Consider the following 16916-nt stretch of genomic DNA (forward strand, 5'->3'; position numbering starts at 1 on the left):
TATCGATTATCATTATCGCCGCTAAAAATACAAGAGGGTGCTGCGGTATTTTGCGTATTTGCCCGGTTTTAGCTGATAAAAAAACCCCGACTGAGCGGGGTTTTTAACGGGATGCTGGCCGAAAAAGATTTAAGGCGCGTTAAACTCCGCCTCGGCGGCGGCGAAACGCTGCTGCGCAGCCTGCGACGGCGCACGTCCCAGCAGGCTGAACAGCACAATCGCAATACTGGCGAAGATAAAGCCAGGGATAATCTCGTACAGTCCCAGCCAGGCGTACTGCTTCCATACCAGTACCGTAACCGCGCCGATAATCATCCCGGCCAGCGCGCCATTACGCGTGGTACGTGACCAGCAAACCGAGAACAGCACTACCGGACCAAAGGCCGCGCCAAAGCCCGCCCAGGCATAACTGACCAGCCCCAGCACACGATTATCCGGGTTGGCGGCCAGCGCAATGGCGATCACCGCCACCAGCAGCACCATCATGCGCCCTACCCACACCAGCTCACGCTGGCTGGCATCTTTGCGCAGGAAGCTTTTATACAGATCTTCGGTCAGCGCGCTGGAACAGACCAGCAGCTGGCAGCTCAGCGTCGACATCACCGCCGCCAGTATCGCCGACAGCAGAATACCGGCAATCCACGGGTTAAACAGAATACGCGCCAGTTCGATAAATACCCGCTCGCCGTTTTCTGTAACGCCACCGGCCAGTGCCGGGTTGTTCTGGAAATAAGCAATACCAAAGAAGCCCACCGCCACCGTGCCCGCAAGGCAGAGGATCATCCAGGTCATGCCGATGCGGCGTGCGGTACGAATCGAGCGATGCGAGTCCGCCGCCATAAAGCGCGCCAGGATATGTGGCTGACCAAAGTAACCCAGCCCCCAGCCCAGCAGCGAGATTACCGCAACAACGTTCAGGCCTTTCAGCATATCAAGATTCTCAAGGCTCTTCGCCTCAATCACCCGCAACGAATCACTGATGCCGCCCACCGCGAAGATCACCATCACCGGCGTCAGGATCAGGGCGAAAAACATCAGACCGGCCTGCACGGTATCGGTCCAGCTTACCGCGAGGAAACCGCCGACAAAGGTGTAGATAATGGTCGCTGCGGCGCCAGCCCACAGCGCGGTTTCGTAACTCATACCAAAGGTGCTTTCAAACAGGCGCGCACCGGCGACGATGCCGGAAGCGCAGTAGATGGTGAAAAACACCAGAATCACAATCGCCGAAATCACCCGCAGCAGCTTGCTTTTATCTTCAAAGCGGCTGGAGAAGTAATCCGGCAGCGTCAGCGCATTGTCGTGATGTTCGGTTTGTACCCGCAGGCGTCCGGCGACAATTTTCCAGTTCAGCCACGCGCCCAGCGTCAGGCCAATGGCAATCCAGCTCTCCGAAATCCCCGAAAGAAAGATTGCGCCAGGCAATCCCATCAGCAGCCAGCCGCTCATATCGGAAGCGCCCGCCGACAGCGCCGTCACCACGCTGCCGAGACTTCGTCCACCTAAAATATAGTCATCAAAGTTTTTAGTAGAACGGTAAGCAAGAAAACCGATCAACACCATGCCAAGAATATAAACCGTAAAGGTCACCATCATCGGTGTACTTATCGTCATCCAGGATCTCCATTTTTTATCAATTTTTTAGCGGGGAGAGAGCCCCCCGTTTGTTACCGCCGGAACGTAGCGGTATCACCACCTCAACCCCCGAGGCGCGGTATCCTGCCGGAAACCGGTTATGCACACAATGGATTTAACACATTCATTACTGCCACTTCACCTTCGCTGTGACAAAAAAAGCCAGCAGGTTGCACCCGATCACAGTTCCACCGGTTGCACCTGATAACAACCCGAATAATATTACGGATTTACAGGATAGTCAGAACTGGCGAGGATTTTGCAGCAATAACCATGCCGCTTTTCAGGCGTTAACATTTAGAGGAATTATCAGCTTGCTATCCACGTCACAATTAACACGGTTGCACAAAGTTGCAACATCAGTGATATTGCTGCTGATTATCATCATTTTTCATTTTGAGGAGTGTTTCTAGCATGGCAACAACCACGATGGGTGTCAAGCTTGATGAAGCTACGCGTGATCGGATTAAACTGGCCGCACATAAAATCGACCGCACACCGCACTGGCTTATTAAACAAGCCATTTTCAATTACTTAGCCCATCTTGAAGCGGATGATGCCCTGCCGGAACTGGCGTTACTGAGCGCCGAAAATGAAGCGGATGAGCAGCCGGTGGAAGAGTTCCACCAGCCGTTCCTCGACTTTGCCGAACATATTTTGCCGCAGTCGGTCGGCCGCGCGGCGATCACCTCCGCCTGGCGTCGTCCGGAGAGCGAAGCGGTGGCAATGATGCTGGAGCAGGCGCGTCTGCCTGCCCCGCTGGCAGAGAAAACCCATCAGCTGGCGTACAGCCTTGCCGAGAAGCTGCGGCACCAAAAAGGGGCAACCGGACGCGCCGGTATGGTGCAAAGTCTGCTGCAGGAGTTCTCCCTCTCTTCGCAGGAAGGGGTGGCGCTGATGTGCCTGGCGGAAGCGCTGCTGCGTATTCCGGATAAACCGACCCGCGATGCGTTAATCCGCGACAAAATCAGCAACGGTAACTGGCAGTCGCATCTCGGCCGCAGCCCGTCGATGTTTGTGAATGCCGCCACCTGGGGATTGCTGTTTACCGGCCGTCTGGTGTCCACCCATAATGAAGCCAGTCTGTCGCGCTCGCTGAACCGGATTATCGGGAAAAGTGGCGAACCGCTGATCCGTAAAGGCGTCGATATGGCGATGCGCCTGATGGGCGAGCAGTTTGTTACCGGCGAAACCATTGCTGAAGCGCTGGCCAACGCGCGCAAGCTGGAAGAGAAAGGTTTCCGTTACTCTTACGATATGCTGGGTGAAGCGGCGCTGACCGCCGAAGACGCGAAAGCCTACCTGCACTCTTATCAGCAGGCGATTAACGCCATTGGTAAAGCCTCTAACGGTCGTGGCATCTATGAAGGTCCGGGCATTTCCATCAAGCTGTCGGCGCTGCATCCACGTTACAGCCGCGCTCAGTATGATCGGGTGATGGAAGAACTCTATCCGATCCTGAAGTCCCTTACCCTGCTGGCGCGCAGTTACGATATCGGTATTAATATCGACGCCGAAGAGGCCGACCGCCTTGAACTGTCATTAGATCTGCTGGAAAGACTCTGCTTTGAACCGGAGCTGGAAGGCTGGAACGGTATCGGCTTTGTGATTCAGGCCTATATGAAACGCTGCCCGTTTGTTATCGACTCGCTGATCGATATGGCGCAGCGCAGCCGTCGTCGCCTGATGATCCGTCTGGTAAAAGGCGCTTACTGGGACAGCGAAATCAAACGCGCCCAGATGGAAGGACTGGAAGGCTATCCGGTGTATACCCGCAAGGTCTATACCGATATCTCCTATATTGCCTGCGCTCGTAAGCTGCTGGCGGTGCCAAATCTGATCTATCCGCAGTTCGCCACCCACAACGCCCATACGCTGGCGGCGATTTACCAGCTGGCGGGCAATAACTACTATCCGGGACAGTATGAGTTCCAGTGCCTGCATGGCATGGGCGAACCGCTGTACGAACAGGTGGTGGGTAAAGTGGCCGACGGCAAGCTGAACCGTCCGTGCCGCATCTATGCGCCGGTCGGCACCCACGAAACACTGCTGGCCTATCTGGTGCGTCGCCTGCTGGAAAATGGCGCCAATACCTCGTTTGTCAATCGCATTGCCGATGCCACGCTGCCACTGGATGAGCTGGTCGCCGATCCGGTGCTGGCGGTGGAGAAACTGGCAGCCGCTGAAGGCGCGGTGGGTATTCCGCATCCCAGGATCCCGCTGCCGCGCGATCTGTATGGCGCAAAACGGCAGAACTCCGCCGGACTGGATCTGGCTAACGAACATCGCCTGGCCTCGCTCTCCAGCGCCCTGCTGAACAGCGCCAGTCAGGCATGGCAGGCGCTGCCGATGATTGACGGTGAGCTGACTGGCGGCGCCACCCAACCGGTGATCAACCCGGCGGAACCGAAAGATATTGTCGGTGAAGTGCGCGAAGCCAGTGAGCAGGAGGTTTCCACTGCGCTGGATGCCGCGGTAAGCGCCGGTTCCATCTGGTTCGCCACCCCGCCGCAGGAGCGCGCCGCAATCCTCGAGCGCGCGGCGATGCTGATGGAAGGCCAGATGCAGCAGCTGATGGGGATTCTGGTGCGTGAAGCCGGAAAAACCTTCAGCAACGCAATTGCCGAAGTGCGCGAAGCGGTCGATTTCCTGCACTACTATGCCGGTCAGGTGCGTGACGACTTCGATAATGAAACCCATCGTCCGCTGGGACCGGTGGTCTGTATCAGCCCGTGGAACTTCCCGCTGGCGATTTTCAGCGGCCAGATTGCCGCCGCGCTGGCGGCGGGCAATAGCGTACTGGCGAAGCCTGCCGAACAGACGCCGCTGATTGCCGCTCAGGCGGTACAGATCCTGCTGGATGCCGGTGTACCGGCTGGCGTGCTGCAATTGTTGCCGGGCCGCGGTGAAACTGTCGGCGCGCAGCTGACCGGTGACGATCGGGTACGTGGCGTGATGTTTACTGGCTCCACCGCCGTCGCCACCCTGCTGCAACGCAATATTGCCGGACGCCTCGATCCCCAGGGTCGCCCGACGCCGTTGATCGCCGAAACCGGCGGCATGAATGCGATGATTGTCGACTCCTCCGCCCTCACCGAACAGGTGGTGACCGATATCGTCGCCTCAGCATTCGACAGCGCCGGACAACGCTGCTCGGCGCTGCGTCTGCTGTGTATTCAGGAAGATGTCGCCGGACATACGCTGAAAATGCTGCGCGGCGCGATGGCCGAATGCCGGATGGGTAATCCGGAACGCCTGTCGACCGATATCGGCCCGGTGATTGATGCCGAAGCTAAAGAGAATATCGATCGCCATATTCAGGCGATGCGCGCGAAGGGTCTGCAGGTCTGGCAGGCGGCGCAGGAGAACCCACAGGACAGCAAAGAGTGGTCGCAGGGTACCTTTGTGATGCCGACGCTGATTGAGCTGAATACGGTGGAGGATCTGGATAAAGAGGTGTTTGGTCCGGTGCTGCATGTGGTGCGCTTCCAGCGCAGCCAGCTGCCGTCACTGGTGCAGCAGATCAATGCCTCCGGTTATGGTCTGACGCTTGGCGTACACACCCGCATTGATGAAACCATTAATCAGGTAACGCAAAGCGCCAAAGTCGGCAACCTGTATGTGAACCGCAATATGGTCGGCGCGGTAGTCGGCGTGCAGCCATTTGGTGGCGAGGGACTCTCCGGCACCGGGCCGAAAGCCGGTGGCCCACTGTACCTCTATCGCCTGCTGTCGCATCGTCCGGATGGCGCGTTGCGTGTCACGCTGGATCGTCAGGATGCTGAACGTCCGGTTGATGCTACGCTGCGTCCGGCATTACAGGCGCCGCATCAGGCGCTCAGTGACTGGGCGGCGGATAAACCGCAGCTGGCGGCCATCTGCCAGCGCTATGCCGAACTGGCGCAGGGCGGCACGCTGCGCCTGTTGCCAGGCCCGACGGGTGAACGCAACAGCTTTGCCCTGCTGCCGCGCGAACGTGTACTGTGCCTGGCGGATAACGATGAAGACCGTCTGGTGCAGCTGGCTGCGGTAACCAGCGTTGGCAGTCGTGCGCTGTGGCCGCAGGATGCCGCCTGCCGCGCGCTGTTTGATACGCTGCCACCGCTGGTGCAGGAGCGTATCGACTTTGCCGCCGATGTGCTGGATAAGGATTTCGATGCGGTGATCCACCACGGTGATGCTGACCAGCTGCGCGAGCTGTGTGGCCAGGTGGCGGCGCGTGACGGCGCGATTGTCTCGGTGCAGGGCTTTGCCCGCGGCGAAAGCAATCTGCTGCTGGAACGCCTGCTGATCGAACGTTCACTGAGTGTCAATACCGCTGCTGCTGGCGGCAACGCCAGTCTGATGACCATCGGTTAACGCTGTTGTTACTGACCGCCAGTGATCAGACTGGCGGTCATACCCATCAGTGATCAAACTTCATACGCAATAATTTCGGATAGATAAACAACGATTTGCCCATACCACGATTAAGCAGCGTCCAGACCGCCATTGAGCAGGCGGAACAGAGCGCGACCATCGCAATCGGGAAACCAGTCGCCCACAGCAGAGAAAACAGACGATGGCTGAACAGCTGATGTTGCAGCGCAAACAGAATGGCCGTCATGCCAAAATACTCAATAAAAATACGGTGCAGCACATAAATCTGCAGGGTATTTTTCCCCATCCAGTTCAACAGCCTCATATCAAAATGCTGATTCAGCTTCCGGGTGATGGCGATGCAACAGGCGATCGCCAGCATGCAGAGAAAGATGCTCTTATCCAGTCCCAGCCAGATATGCACGCCAGCCAGCGCCACTAACCCCAGCCACGGCAGGATATTGCTGCGATGCCATTCGCTCAGGCGAATCATCGCGGTACTGTAAAACGCGCCGAGCAGGAAGTAGATAAAGTATTGCGACAGGCTCTCCGGCCCCCAGCCAGGAATAATATTATCGACCGCCGCATAGTTCAGTAGCAACGCGCCCGCCATTAACGGCAGACGTTGCTGATGGAACAGTTTAGCCAGCAGGAAAAACAGCCCGAGCGCATACAGGTACCATGAGCTGCTCATCGCCAGCAGCATCAGCTTGATAAACTCCAGCGGCGACTGCGAGTAGGATGAATTAAGATTCTGCGAAATGCGATGTCCGGTAATCCCGGTGGAGATACTGTAAATCGACAGCCACTGAATCACACCCCATAAAATATAGAGATAGAACAGATTGGTGACGCGACTGGTAAATACCTCTTTCCACGGCTTATTAATAATCGCGTTGGCTGCCAGCAAACCGGAAACAAAAAAGAAAGCGGGCATCCGCAGCGGCGATAACACCGTATTGAATTCAATCCACAGTCGCGCGGGAATAATCCCCGCCGTCAGATATTGCAGCGTACCCTGATATCCTGGTAATACCACGTGATAAAGCACAACCAGTAATATGCAGGCACCTTTAAGCGTGTTGACCCACAGAATCTCTTCTGTTTTGTTATTATTCATGGTGTTAACTCCAGCTATGTGTAGAGTGAAATACGCATTCTGCGGCGCTATTATTATTTTAATCATTAAGGAAATTATTAACGGAACGCGCAGCGAATAGCTTTAGCGTTTATCTTAAAGAGGATGCGCTGGCCCGGATAATAACTAAAGTTATGTCAGGATGGGTGTAAAGAGTGAGTATGGGCGGCGAAGCGGCGCCCATAGGGTGAAGACTTTTCAGATTTCCCGTGCTGTCAGCAAACCAGTTAATTATTGAGGAATTTTTCCAGAAACTGACGGGTTCGGGCATGCTGCGGATTGGCGAACAGCGCTTTTGCCGCGCCCTGCTCGACAATTTTGCCCTGATCCATAAAAATCGCGCGGTCCGCCACATCGCGGGCAAAGCTCATTTCATGCGTGACGATCACCATGGTGCGCTTCTCTTGCGCCAGCGCGCGAATGGTGCTGAGCACCTCGCCGACCAGCTCCGGATCCAATGCAGAAGTCGGTTCATCAAACAGAATCACAGCAGGACGCATTGCCAGCGCACGGGCAATCGCCACACGTTGCTGCTGGCCGCCGGACAGACGGCGTGGATAACTCTCTTCTTTGCCCTGCAGACCGACTTTTTCCAGCAGCTGACGCGCACGCGCGACGGCTTCAGCGCGGTTCTCGCCTTTGACGATCACCGGCCCTTCAATAATATTTTCCAGCACCGAGCGATGCGGAAACAGATTGAAACTCTGGAACACAAAGCCCACCTGCTGACGCAGCTGGCGTACTTTCTCTTTCTGTTTGCTGATCGCCATAGCGGCGTCAATCAGGATATTGCCCACCTTGATGGTGCCGCTGTCTGGTACTTCCAGCAGATTGATGCTGCGCAGCAAGGTGGTTTTACCGGATCCACTCGGACCAATAATCGCCACCACTTCGCCGGAGCTGACTTCCAGATCGATGCCATGCAACACCGTCTGACCATTAAACTGCTTCACCAGTTTACTGACTTCAATGGCGCTCATTTTGACTCCCGATCCTGACGATTAACATGATCTTCCAGCTTATTTTGCAATGCCGACAGCAGTGTCGCCATCACCCAGTAGATCAGCGAAGCCGCAAGATACATGGTAAACACTTCCAGCGTGCGCGAGGTGATTAACTGCGCCTGACGGAACAACTCAGGCACCTGAATGGTGGCCGCCAGCGAGGTATCTTTCACCAGACTGATAAAGCTGTTGCCCAGCGGCGGCAGCGCGGTGCGCGCCGCCTGTGGCAGAATAACGCGTCGCAGGGTTTGCCACGGCGACATGCCGATACTGGCCGCCGCCTCCCACTGACCGCGCTCGATAGCGGCAATCGCGCCACGTAGTGACTCAGAAGCGTAAGCGGCGGTATTCAGCGACAGGCCAATCATTGCCGAAGGAATCGGATCCAGCTCAATGCCAAACTGCGGCAGGCCGTAATAGATCATAAACAGCTGGGCGATCAGCGGTGTGCCGCGGAAAATCGAGACGTAAAAACGCGCCAGCCAGCTGACTGGCCAGAAGGTCGACAGCCGCATTAATGCCAGGATAAAACCGAGGATCAGGCCAAAGAACATGCCGCCAATACTCAGTTGCAGGGTAAAGACGGCGCCTTTCAATAAAAAAGGTGCTGAATCCAGCACCAGTTGAATACTCTCTTGCATTATTTAGTGACGTCCGCGCCAAACCACTTATCAGAAAGTTTAGTGAGCGTTCCGTCTTTTTGCATCTCTGCAATCGCGCCATCAATGGCTTTCACCAGATCATCATTGCCTTTGCGTATCGCTACGCCCGCCTCCTGCCGCGAGAAAGCCGGACCCGCAACCGCCAGCGTGGCGCCGGTTTTCTTCACCAGATCCAGCGCCGCCAGGCGGTCCACCAGAATGGCGTCAATACGGCCAACGCGCAGATCCTGATATTTGGTTGGATCATCATCATAGGTGCGGATATCAGCATCTTTGACGTTTTCACGCAGCCACTGCTCATAGTTAGAGCCAAGGCCAACGCCGACTTTCTTACCGTTAAGATCCTGCGGTTTGGTAATGCTGGCCGCCTGATCTTTTTTGGTCAGCGCCTGAATACCCGAGATAGTGTACGGCGTGGAGAAGTCATATTTCTTTTTACGTTCATCCGAGATGGTGACCTGGTTGATCACCACATCAATCCGTTTCGAATCCAGTGACGCCAGCATGCCGTCCCATTTGGTCGGCTTCAGACTGGCTTTTACCCCCAGATGCTGCGCCAGCGCATTGGCAAAGTCGACCTCAAAGCCGGCCAGCTTACCGTTCTCGTCCTGGAAGCTGAATGGCGGATAAGTGCCTTCCAGCCCGACCAGCAGCGAACCGCGCTGTTTCACTTTATTCAGCAGATCTTCAGCCGCAAAGGTTTTCGCCTGAAAACCCGCCAGCAATGCAACTGCCATCACCCCCATCGCCAGCTGGCGACGCACCAGAGAAAATTTCATAGCAACCCCATTAATTATCAGTATAAGCGTGCGGATTATATTCCGTTTTTCGCCCTGACCTTAGACCGAAGGATGATAAGCAAATAACGCCGGTGAACCACCGGTATGCACAAACACAATCGGTCCCTCGCGGCGGAAACGTCGCTGGGCAAGACCATCAATCAATCCTGCCATTGCCTTACCAGTGTAGACCGGGTCGAGCATAATTCCCTCCAGCCGTGCCAGCAGTTTTACCGCTTCCATGCCCTCTTCATTCGGCATGCCATATTGCGGAGCAAAATAGTCATCCCACAGAGTGACGGGCGCGCTGGCGGTCAGTTCCAGCGACTGTGCCAGCGCCTGTTGCAGCTGCTGCACTTTCGGTAACTGAGCGGCGACTTTACGCGAAACGGTCACGCCCACCAGCTCGGTATCCGGCAGCAGCTGTTCCAGACCGACCGCCAGCCCGGCATGGGTCCCGGCGCTGCCTGAGGCGACCACCACCGCAGCGATATCAATAATGCCTTCACACTGGTGGACAATCTCCTGCGCGCATTCGACATAACCGAGTGCGCCAAGCGCATTGGATCCGCCAACCGGGATCACATACGGACGGAAGCCCTGCGCTTCCAGCAGTACGGCCTGCTCTTCCATCTGGCGATCCGGCGCATCAAGCGCATCGACCATCACCACTTCGCAGTCCATTAATGACAGCAGCAGGCGATTACCATTACTCAGGTAGTTTTCGGCGCGGGTGGCAATCGGATTTTCCAGCAGCGCGACGCATTTTAAGCCCAGTTTAGCGGCGACGGCGGCGGTCTGGCGGACATGGTTGGACTGAATCGCCCCGGCGGTAACCAGCACATCGGCGCCCTGGCGCAGCGCATCGGCAGCGAGAAATTCCAGCTTTCTCAGCTTATTACCGCCAAGCGCCAGCGGCGTGACATCGTCACGTTTGATAAAAATATCGCGGCCAAGATAGTCAGAAAGACGTGGGAGGTGCTCTAACGGCGTCGGGGCGCCAATAAATTCAAGACGGGGAAATTGCATTAAATGGTGTAAGGACAACGGAGCCTCCGCAGCTACGGTTTCAGTTATCCTTACAGTCTTGCAGAAGATGACCGGATGGTCATCTTCCATTTACGCACAATGCTAACTAAGCACTCTGCCAGCCAAGAAATTGATCGTATTTGCGCAGCGCGATGCGATAGTTGTCATGACCCGCATCCGGCAGGTCGTTTTCCAGACATTCACGCCAGCTATTGCCCCGCAGTTTATCCGCCGGGAAATTACGTTTTGACAGCATATCGTCGAGGCGGCGCAAGCGCACCACATACTCGCGAATCGTGCTGTGGCTCATTTCGGTCTGCTCAAACAGGTACTGTTTGAACGCCATGATGTCAAAGTAATTAGGATGAGTATTGCAATAAATATCACTACAAAAACGGCACAGCGCCGTAAGTTCATTTTGCAATTTCAGCCAGACCTGATCGTCTATTAGCTGGTCCATCCGGGCGATGGCCTCTTTATTTATTATCTGACCACGAAACACCAGTGCCATTCTGTCTAACACTTTACTGCAATGGGAACAATGGCTCTGGCTGTGCTTGTAGTCTTTCAAATATCGGCTTAAAGGCCTTGTTTTAGTTTTGGATCCCATTAGGAATTCCCCGGTTGGTGTTTGAAAGCGAGAACTGACTCTGTCAGCGCGCTCCCGACAACCGGGCGCGCAGGCGTTTTATCGCCTGACTGTGCAGCTGGCTGACCCGGGACTCCCCGACCTCCAATACCGCGCCAATCTCTTTCAAGTTCAGTTCTTCCTGGTAATACAGTGTCAGCACCATCTTTTCGCGATCGGGCAAAGCCTCGATGGCTTCAATGACACGTTCACGCAGATTCCCTTCCATTAACTGATGCAGCGGGTTAGCCTCTTCATGCCCCTCTGTCACCAGTTCCGCGCTGTCGCCATGCTCTTCACGATATTCGTCGTAGGAAAAAAGCTGGCTGTTGTTGGTATCCAGCAATATCTGTCGATACTCTTCCATCGATAAATTCAGCTGAGCGGCAACCTCCTGTTCGGTGGCCGTTCTGCCCAGCTGCTGCTCTACCTGATGCATGGCGCCGGCAACTTCACGCGCGTTGCGACGAACGCTACGCGGCGCCCAGTCGCGACTGCGCAGCTCATCCAGCATCGCGCCACGAATTCGCTGCACCGCATAGGTGGTAAAGGCTGTCCCCTGCAACGCATCGAAGCGTTCCACGGCATTTAACAGGCCGATACCCCCCGCTTGTAGCAGATCGTCCAGTTCGACGCTGGCTGGCAGCCGCACCTGCAGGCGCAATGCTTCATGGCGCACTAGCGGTACGTATCGCTGCCACAGCGAATGTTTATCCATCACGCCGTCGGCGGTATATAGATCGTTCACTCTGACTTTCCTGCGTTAATTAAGTTATCGGCATGATTATCCGATTCTGTAGGGATATCGATTGGCGGAATAGGGATAAAAAAGGCGGGTTATTTCGTTTTTATGGCGATTTGGATCCCGCGATTGCATCAGAGCAACAGCGGGATCCGGGTAAAACCAGCAATCAGGGTTTGCGCCCTAAACGCTGACGGGTATTGTCCGGCACCTGCGACCACAGCGCACAGACTTTGCCTTCCAGTTCACGATAAAACGGCAGCAGCATTTGATCTTCGAGCAATGTCTGACGCAAGTGCACCGTGCCGGTTAGCGGATCGATTGACAGGCGCTGACTGGCGAACAGACGCTGCAAGTCGCTGCGTAAAAACAGCCCGTTGTCAGTGCTGTTATCCTGCAGAAAGCCCAGATCGTTCTCGCTGGTATCGATATGGCAGGCTTCCACCCATGGCCAGGCCTGTTCATCGGACAAGCGCGTTCCGGTGATCACGCAAGCGCCATAACGCGCACGCACCGCCTGGTTAAACTCCGAGTGGCTGGCGCGCTGCCATAAGCGCGCCTTGACGCGCCGTCCGACCTGGGTGCCAGGTATGACTGCGCCAGGCGGCGGCAGCAGCGCCGAGGAGAGCACCACAATAAACTGCAACTGGCGCGAGTACTCAAAGCAGGACTTCGACTGCGGATCAAATAACTGCCAGTACTCATCCTCCTCATCACTGCGCATCAGCGTCAGCGTATAGCCGCGCTGTTGCAACAACGACTGCGCCATGATCGACGCAGGATCCAGCATCGCCAGCACCTTGCTCTCCCCCAGCACCTTCCAGCTGTTCCAGGGTGCAGGTTCCTGGGCGCGGCGAAAGTAGAGGAAACTCTCCTGATTGTGCAAGTAGTGTTCAAAACGCGACAGATAGTTTTTGCGTTCGTTATCACCACTGATAAACAACAGATCTTCCAGCGGAATATGACCATCCTTGCTGGCGAAAACAGCGCGGATGGTCAGACTCTTACTGGTTGTGGAAGGACTCAGCAATCCACGGGTGGTCAGTAATTTGTCATCAGGGTATTTCTGGCTATAGCGTTCGCTGATCTCATCGAACGACAGCACGTCCCCAGGTAACAAGTCATAATTGAAGCGCATAGCACACTCCACAACAAATAAGAAAAAAGGAAAAATAACGCAATAACTTCACTGGTTGTTATCGGCAACGGCGAGATTTTCTACAGCGTCAGGCGGGTAAAGGGGGATTACTTTATCGGCAGGAAAAGAAAAACGCCCGCTGCTATGCAGCGGGCGCTCATTATTAACGCGGTAACCAAGCCTGTGCCCAGTCATCGATACCATGATCGCGCAGCATCCAGTCCTTGTGCACTGCGTCACGCAGCACATCGCCATTACGCGCCAGCGCATCCATATCGGACAGATGCTCGCGAATAGCCTTCATCCAGTCTTTATAGCGATTTGACACACAAGTCACTGGCAAGTTGCAGCGGTAAGGTTCAATATCGGTACAGATTACCGGTACACCCAATGCACCTAACTCCAGCAAACGCAGATTACTTTTACACTCGTTAAACTGGTTTATTTCGAGCGGAACCAGCGCCAGATCAAGGTTTAGCGTGGAGAGTTTTTCCGGGTAGTAATCGAAAGGCACACCGATATGATATTCACATTTGATACCCTGTGGTTTCATACCCATAAATACCCAGTCGACATCGTTTTCCAGCTCCTTAATAAAAGGCAGCAGAATTTCGAGGTCACCAGTGTGGCTACTTCCCCCAGCCCAACCGACGCGTGGTTTTTTTCCCTGACGACGGGCACTGGTCAACGAGCCCCACAGCTCAACATCCAGACGGTTTTTCGCCACGCGGATATCATGATGAAAAGGGGCATAAGACTCCGCCAGGGGTTCAGTGGAAACCACCAGCCAGTCCGCTTGTTCAATAGAACGGCGTAAACGGCTCACTACATCTTTTGGCACTTGTTTGCGGAAGGCGCTTTTTAGTGGCAAATTAGGCAGATAGTCATCATATTCCATAATGATTTTAGTGTTGCTTACCTGGCGATACTGCTTAATACGCTGCGAGACTTCTGGCTCAACAATCAGCTCCAGCAGCAGGATATCGGGCTGAACCTCAGCAACTTCCATTACCGACGGAAAACCATGGGTCAGCCCCCCTTCCAGCACCAGATTGTGTTCCAGCGCCTTAAACGGCATGATCACGCGATAATTACCACAACCGGTAAAGTTCTTATTACAGGCCATCATCACTGGCAATGGGCGCCCCGGTAGCGGCTGTTGATATTCCGCCTGGCGCGTGCCCAGCCGGAAATTGCTGCCCACTTTCGCCAGCTGGCGGTTATAACTGATATCGCTACTCAGCGCGTTACGCCATTTTTCACGCAGTACATCAAATATCTCCCCAGCGGGGAACGATGGCACACCAATTTTATCACCCAGTACACGAGTAGCGCCGCCCATATGTTGTAAGCGGGCATAAGGTGTCCAGACGGTAAGATAACCGGCATCACGAGCTTTCAGCGCAAAATCAACGTCGCTAAGGTATACCGGGAACTGGACATCATCGAGACCAGCCAGCTCCTGATACACTGACTTACGCACCATCATACATGCGGCGCTCACGGCGGTGACATTGTGGATCGAATTCAGGCGCTGCATATAGCCAGGGTTATCGCCCGGCGTCCCTTCATAGACAGGTCCGGCACCAAGGCCGACCCCGGTGGCAATACCCGCGTGCTGAATACGACCATCGTGAAACTCCAGACGCGCCCCAACAATCCCCACCTCAGGACGCAGTGCGTGTTCCACCAGCGCCTCAAGCCAGTCACCATCAATAATTTCGATATCGTTATTCAGCAGTAACAGTAACTCTCCGCGCGCCTGTTCTACTGCAAAGTTGTTAATGGCCGAAAAGTTGAAGGGATGAGGCCAGCGCAACACTCGCACCTGTGCCAGATCCAGCGCTTCCAGCTGCCCAAGATACTCGCAGGCATCTGCATCCTGTGAACCATTATCGACGATCAGCAATTCATACTGCTGCCAGCGGGTCTTTTCCATCAGACTTTCGATACAGCGCCGTAGTAATGGCAGGCGATCGCGCGTCGGGATAATGATCGACACCAGCGGTCGTTCCTGATGGTGGAAACGTACGCGTTGCAATCCTGCCGCCAGTCCCGGGCCAACGTCGGCAGGCAAGCCACAGCGCGCAAGATGGGCAGTAGTAAGTTTCAGGTTTTCTGCAATTACCCCCGGCAGCATTAGCCAGCTATCGTAAGTTGTCGGAATCTGCATCAACACGTCCGAGATATGACCGATATGCGCGGTGCCCCGGGTTTCGATGATCTTCCAGACTAAATCCAGCAGCGCCAGCTGTGGCAAGCTGGCTTCCAGCTCGCCGAATTCACGCACGGCAGCCAGATTAACCAGCAATTGATTGCCGATATAGGGTTGGCTGCGTAACAGATCGAGGTTGATATCAGGTTTTAACAACATTTCCGCATTCTGCAGGTGGGTGCCGTTAATAGTGTCACAATACCAAACCGCTACTTCAGGCTGACGCAGGCAATGTTCGGCAAACAGTAATAGCGCCTGCGGCTGCAAAACAGTTCCTGCATTGATCACTAACAACGATGTCCGCTCGCTCGTCGCGAACAGCGCGCTCAGGTCGCTTGCTTCAGCCAGCAACACCTGCTGCGCCGCCAGTTGCTGGGTTTGAAGCGAAGCGAGTGACGCTTTAACGGCATCCTCCTCACCCGGCTGCTGCACAATCACCACGCCAATATCCGCAGCCGCAGGTGACTGCTGCAGGAAAGAACGCAGTACTTCAATACGTGTCACTGATGGCTGACGGGTTTTCAGCCAGTTTTCAAGCACGCGTGATTTCTCAGCGTCCTCAGCGACCACTTTACGGTGTAATGTCAGGCTCGCCGCCTCGCTCTGACTAATTGACAGCGGTTTCGCTTCCGGCAATTCCTGGACAATCTGCTCCAGATGCGGGTTTAACCCCCAGCGAGCAATCGCTTCCTGCCGCCAGCCACGCGCCCACAGCTGTGCTGTAGCGAAATGATCAACAATATCAGCGGCCCACGCTTCCGTACTGGCAATCTGCATATCCACATCGGCAAGAAAATGACGATCAAGGTGGGTTTCCAGATTATGCTGGCTGACATAACCACCGCCATAAAAGGTATCGGTAACATACGCAGGCAGACCCAATGCCAGCCCCTGGGCAATCAGTCGCGATTCGCCCATGACGGCCTGATAGTCCTGTAAATATTCAGGGGTCACTTCAACTTCACCACGGCCAGTATTGAGGCAGTCAAGGACAATCCCCTGTTCCGCCAGTAACGAGGTTAAGGTGGTAACTTCTTCACTTTTGTCTGCTGAGAGCAGCAAAATGCGGGTAAGCGCTTGTGGTGCAGGCATGGTTAATGGCTGACAAAACGCCTCACTAACCAACAATGGAAAAATCTTGAGTTTGCGCTGGTCAATCCCCTTAAGCGCCATTTTGGTGGCGGAGACGTTGGATACCGCCAGACTGCGCCACGCGAGTTTGTTCTCGAGTGAGGCGCCATACGGCAGATCCTGATCGGCATAGTTGAAATAGTGATGAAAAACGCAAACGCCAGAGAGTTCACCGGCTTGTAGTGCGGAAATCATTGCGGCGCTCATATAACCCTGACAAATCCAGATCAACTGATAGCTCTGCGCCAGCGAATGCTGGTCTTCAGTGTAATAGTTGACCTGACCTTGATCTTTGAACTCGCGCAATTGCTTAAGGAAATGGCCATCGACAATACGGGTGACAATATCTACCTGCCAGCCCTTATGATGAAAGTGTTCAACAATATCAAGGAATGTTGTTTCACAATCAGTAAACCGGTTAATTTTATCAATCGTTAAAAGGATCCGTTTCATCTA

At 54.8% G+C, this 16916-nt stretch carries 11 protein-coding genes; 1 reads left to right on the plus strand and 10 read right to left on the minus strand.

Annotation, left to right across the window (positions count from 1 at the left end; translation table 11 throughout):
- Nucleotides 1–129: 129 nt before the first annotated feature.
- Complete coding sequence (gene putP / locus J2125_RS01590) at nucleotides 130–1614, minus strand: sodium/proline symporter PutP (RefSeq protein ID WP_026111556.1); 1485 nt, start codon at nucleotides 1612–1614, stop codon at nucleotides 130–132.
- A 435-nt stretch (nucleotides 1615–2049) separates the two neighbouring features.
- Here putP and putA point away from each other — a divergent pair, with 435 nt between their 5' ends.
- On the plus strand, nucleotides 2050–5994 hold the full coding sequence (putA, locus tag J2125_RS01595) for a trifunctional transcriptional regulator/proline dehydrogenase/L-glutamate gamma-semialdehyde dehydrogenase (RefSeq protein ID WP_026111557.1): 3945 nt from the start codon (nucleotides 2050–2052) through the stop codon (nucleotides 5992–5994).
- 46 nt (nucleotides 5995–6040) lie between these two features.
- Here the strand turns inward: putA and J2125_RS01600 are convergent, their stop codons facing one another.
- From J2125_RS01600 to J2125_RS01640, 9 genes are all read right to left on the minus strand, one after another.
- A complete protein-coding gene (locus J2125_RS01600; RefSeq protein WP_017800034.1) occupies nucleotides 6041–7114 on the minus strand; it encodes an acyltransferase family protein in 1074 nt (357 codons plus the stop codon).
- Nucleotides 7115–7359: 245 nt separating this feature from the next.
- A complete protein-coding gene (gene tcyN / locus J2125_RS01605) occupies nucleotides 7360–8112 on the minus strand; it encodes an L-cystine ABC transporter ATP-binding protein TcyN (RefSeq protein ID WP_209499436.1) in 753 nt (250 codons plus the stop codon).
- Nucleotides 8109–8777 (minus strand): cystine ABC transporter permease, encoded by a 669-nt coding sequence (gene tcyL / locus J2125_RS01610; protein ID WP_017800036.1) that lies wholly within the window; start codon nucleotides 8775–8777, stop codon nucleotides 8109–8111. Before tcyL ends, tcyN begins: the two co-directional genes overlap by 4 nt.
- Entirely contained in the window at nucleotides 8777–9577 is an 801-nt protein-coding gene (tcyJ, locus tag J2125_RS01615; RefSeq protein WP_017800037.1) for a cystine ABC transporter substrate-binding protein, read from the minus strand. Before tcyJ ends, tcyL begins: the two co-directional genes overlap by 1 nt.
- A gap of 60 nt (nucleotides 9578–9637) precedes the next feature.
- Nucleotides 9638–10624: a D-cysteine desulfhydrase gene (locus J2125_RS01620; RefSeq protein WP_026111558.1), complete on the minus strand. Its 987-nt coding sequence runs from the start codon at nucleotides 10622–10624 to the stop codon at nucleotides 9638–9640.
- A gap of 88 nt (nucleotides 10625–10712) precedes the next feature.
- A complete protein-coding gene (fliZ, locus tag J2125_RS01625) occupies nucleotides 10713–11216 on the minus strand; it encodes a flagella biosynthesis regulatory protein FliZ (protein WP_026111559.1) in 504 nt (167 codons plus the stop codon).
- A 43-nt stretch (nucleotides 11217–11259) separates the two neighbouring features.
- Nucleotides 11260–11982, minus strand: coding sequence for an RNA polymerase sigma factor FliA (locus J2125_RS01630; RefSeq protein ID WP_017800040.1), 723 nt, complete (start codon nucleotides 11980–11982; stop codon nucleotides 11260–11262).
- Nucleotides 11983–12145: 163 nt separating this feature from the next.
- Nucleotides 12146–13114: an HNH endonuclease signature motif containing protein gene (locus J2125_RS01635; protein ID WP_017800041.1), complete on the minus strand. Its 969-nt coding sequence runs from the start codon at nucleotides 13112–13114 to the stop codon at nucleotides 12146–12148.
- A gap of 163 nt (nucleotides 13115–13277) precedes the next feature.
- Nucleotides 13278–16913 carry a glycosyltransferase gene (locus J2125_RS01640; protein ID WP_017800042.1) on the minus strand — a complete coding sequence of 1212 codons (3636 nt, stop codon included), beginning with the start codon at nucleotides 16911–16913 and terminating at the stop codon, nucleotides 13278–13280.
- Nucleotides 16914–16916 lie beyond the last annotated feature (3 nt).

It is taken from the genome of Winslowiella toletana (assembly GCF_017875465.1).
In the GTDB taxonomy this organism is placed as follows: Bacteria; Pseudomonadota; Gammaproteobacteria; order Enterobacterales; family Enterobacteriaceae; genus Erwinia; species Erwinia toletana.

Bases quoted from the DNA above. Each gene is read 5' to 3' on its own strand.
- putP (WP_026111556.1), bottom strand. From the start codon at position 1,614: ATGACGATAAGTACACCGATGATGGTGACCTTTACGGTTTATATTCTT.
- putA (WP_026111557.1), top strand. From the start codon at position 2,050: ATGGCAACAACCACGATGGGTGTCAAGCTTGATGAAGCTACGCGTGAT.
- J2125_RS01600 (WP_017800034.1), bottom strand. From the start codon at position 7,114: ATGAATAATAACAAAACAGAAGAGATTCTGTGGGTCAACACGCTTAAA.
- tcyN (WP_209499436.1), bottom strand. From the start codon at position 8,112: ATGAGCGCCATTGAAGTCAGTAAACTGGTGAAGCAGTTTAATGGTCAG.
- tcyL (WP_017800036.1), bottom strand. From the start codon at position 8,777: ATGCAAGAGAGTATTCAACTGGTGCTGGATTCAGCACCTTTTTTATTG.
- tcyJ (WP_017800037.1), bottom strand. From the start codon at position 9,577: ATGAAATTTTCTCTGGTGCGTCGCCAGCTGGCGATGGGGGTGATGGCA.
- fliZ (WP_026111559.1), bottom strand. From the start codon at position 11,216: ATGGGATCCAAAACTAAAACAAGGCCTTTAAGCCGATATTTGAAAGAC.
- J2125_RS01635 (WP_017800041.1), bottom strand. From the start codon at position 13,114: ATGCGCTTCAATTATGACTTGTTACCTGGGGACGTGCTGTCGTTCGAT.
- J2125_RS01640 (WP_017800042.1), bottom strand. From the start codon at position 16,913: ATGAAACGGATCCTTTTAACGATTGATAAAATTAACCGGTTTACTGAT.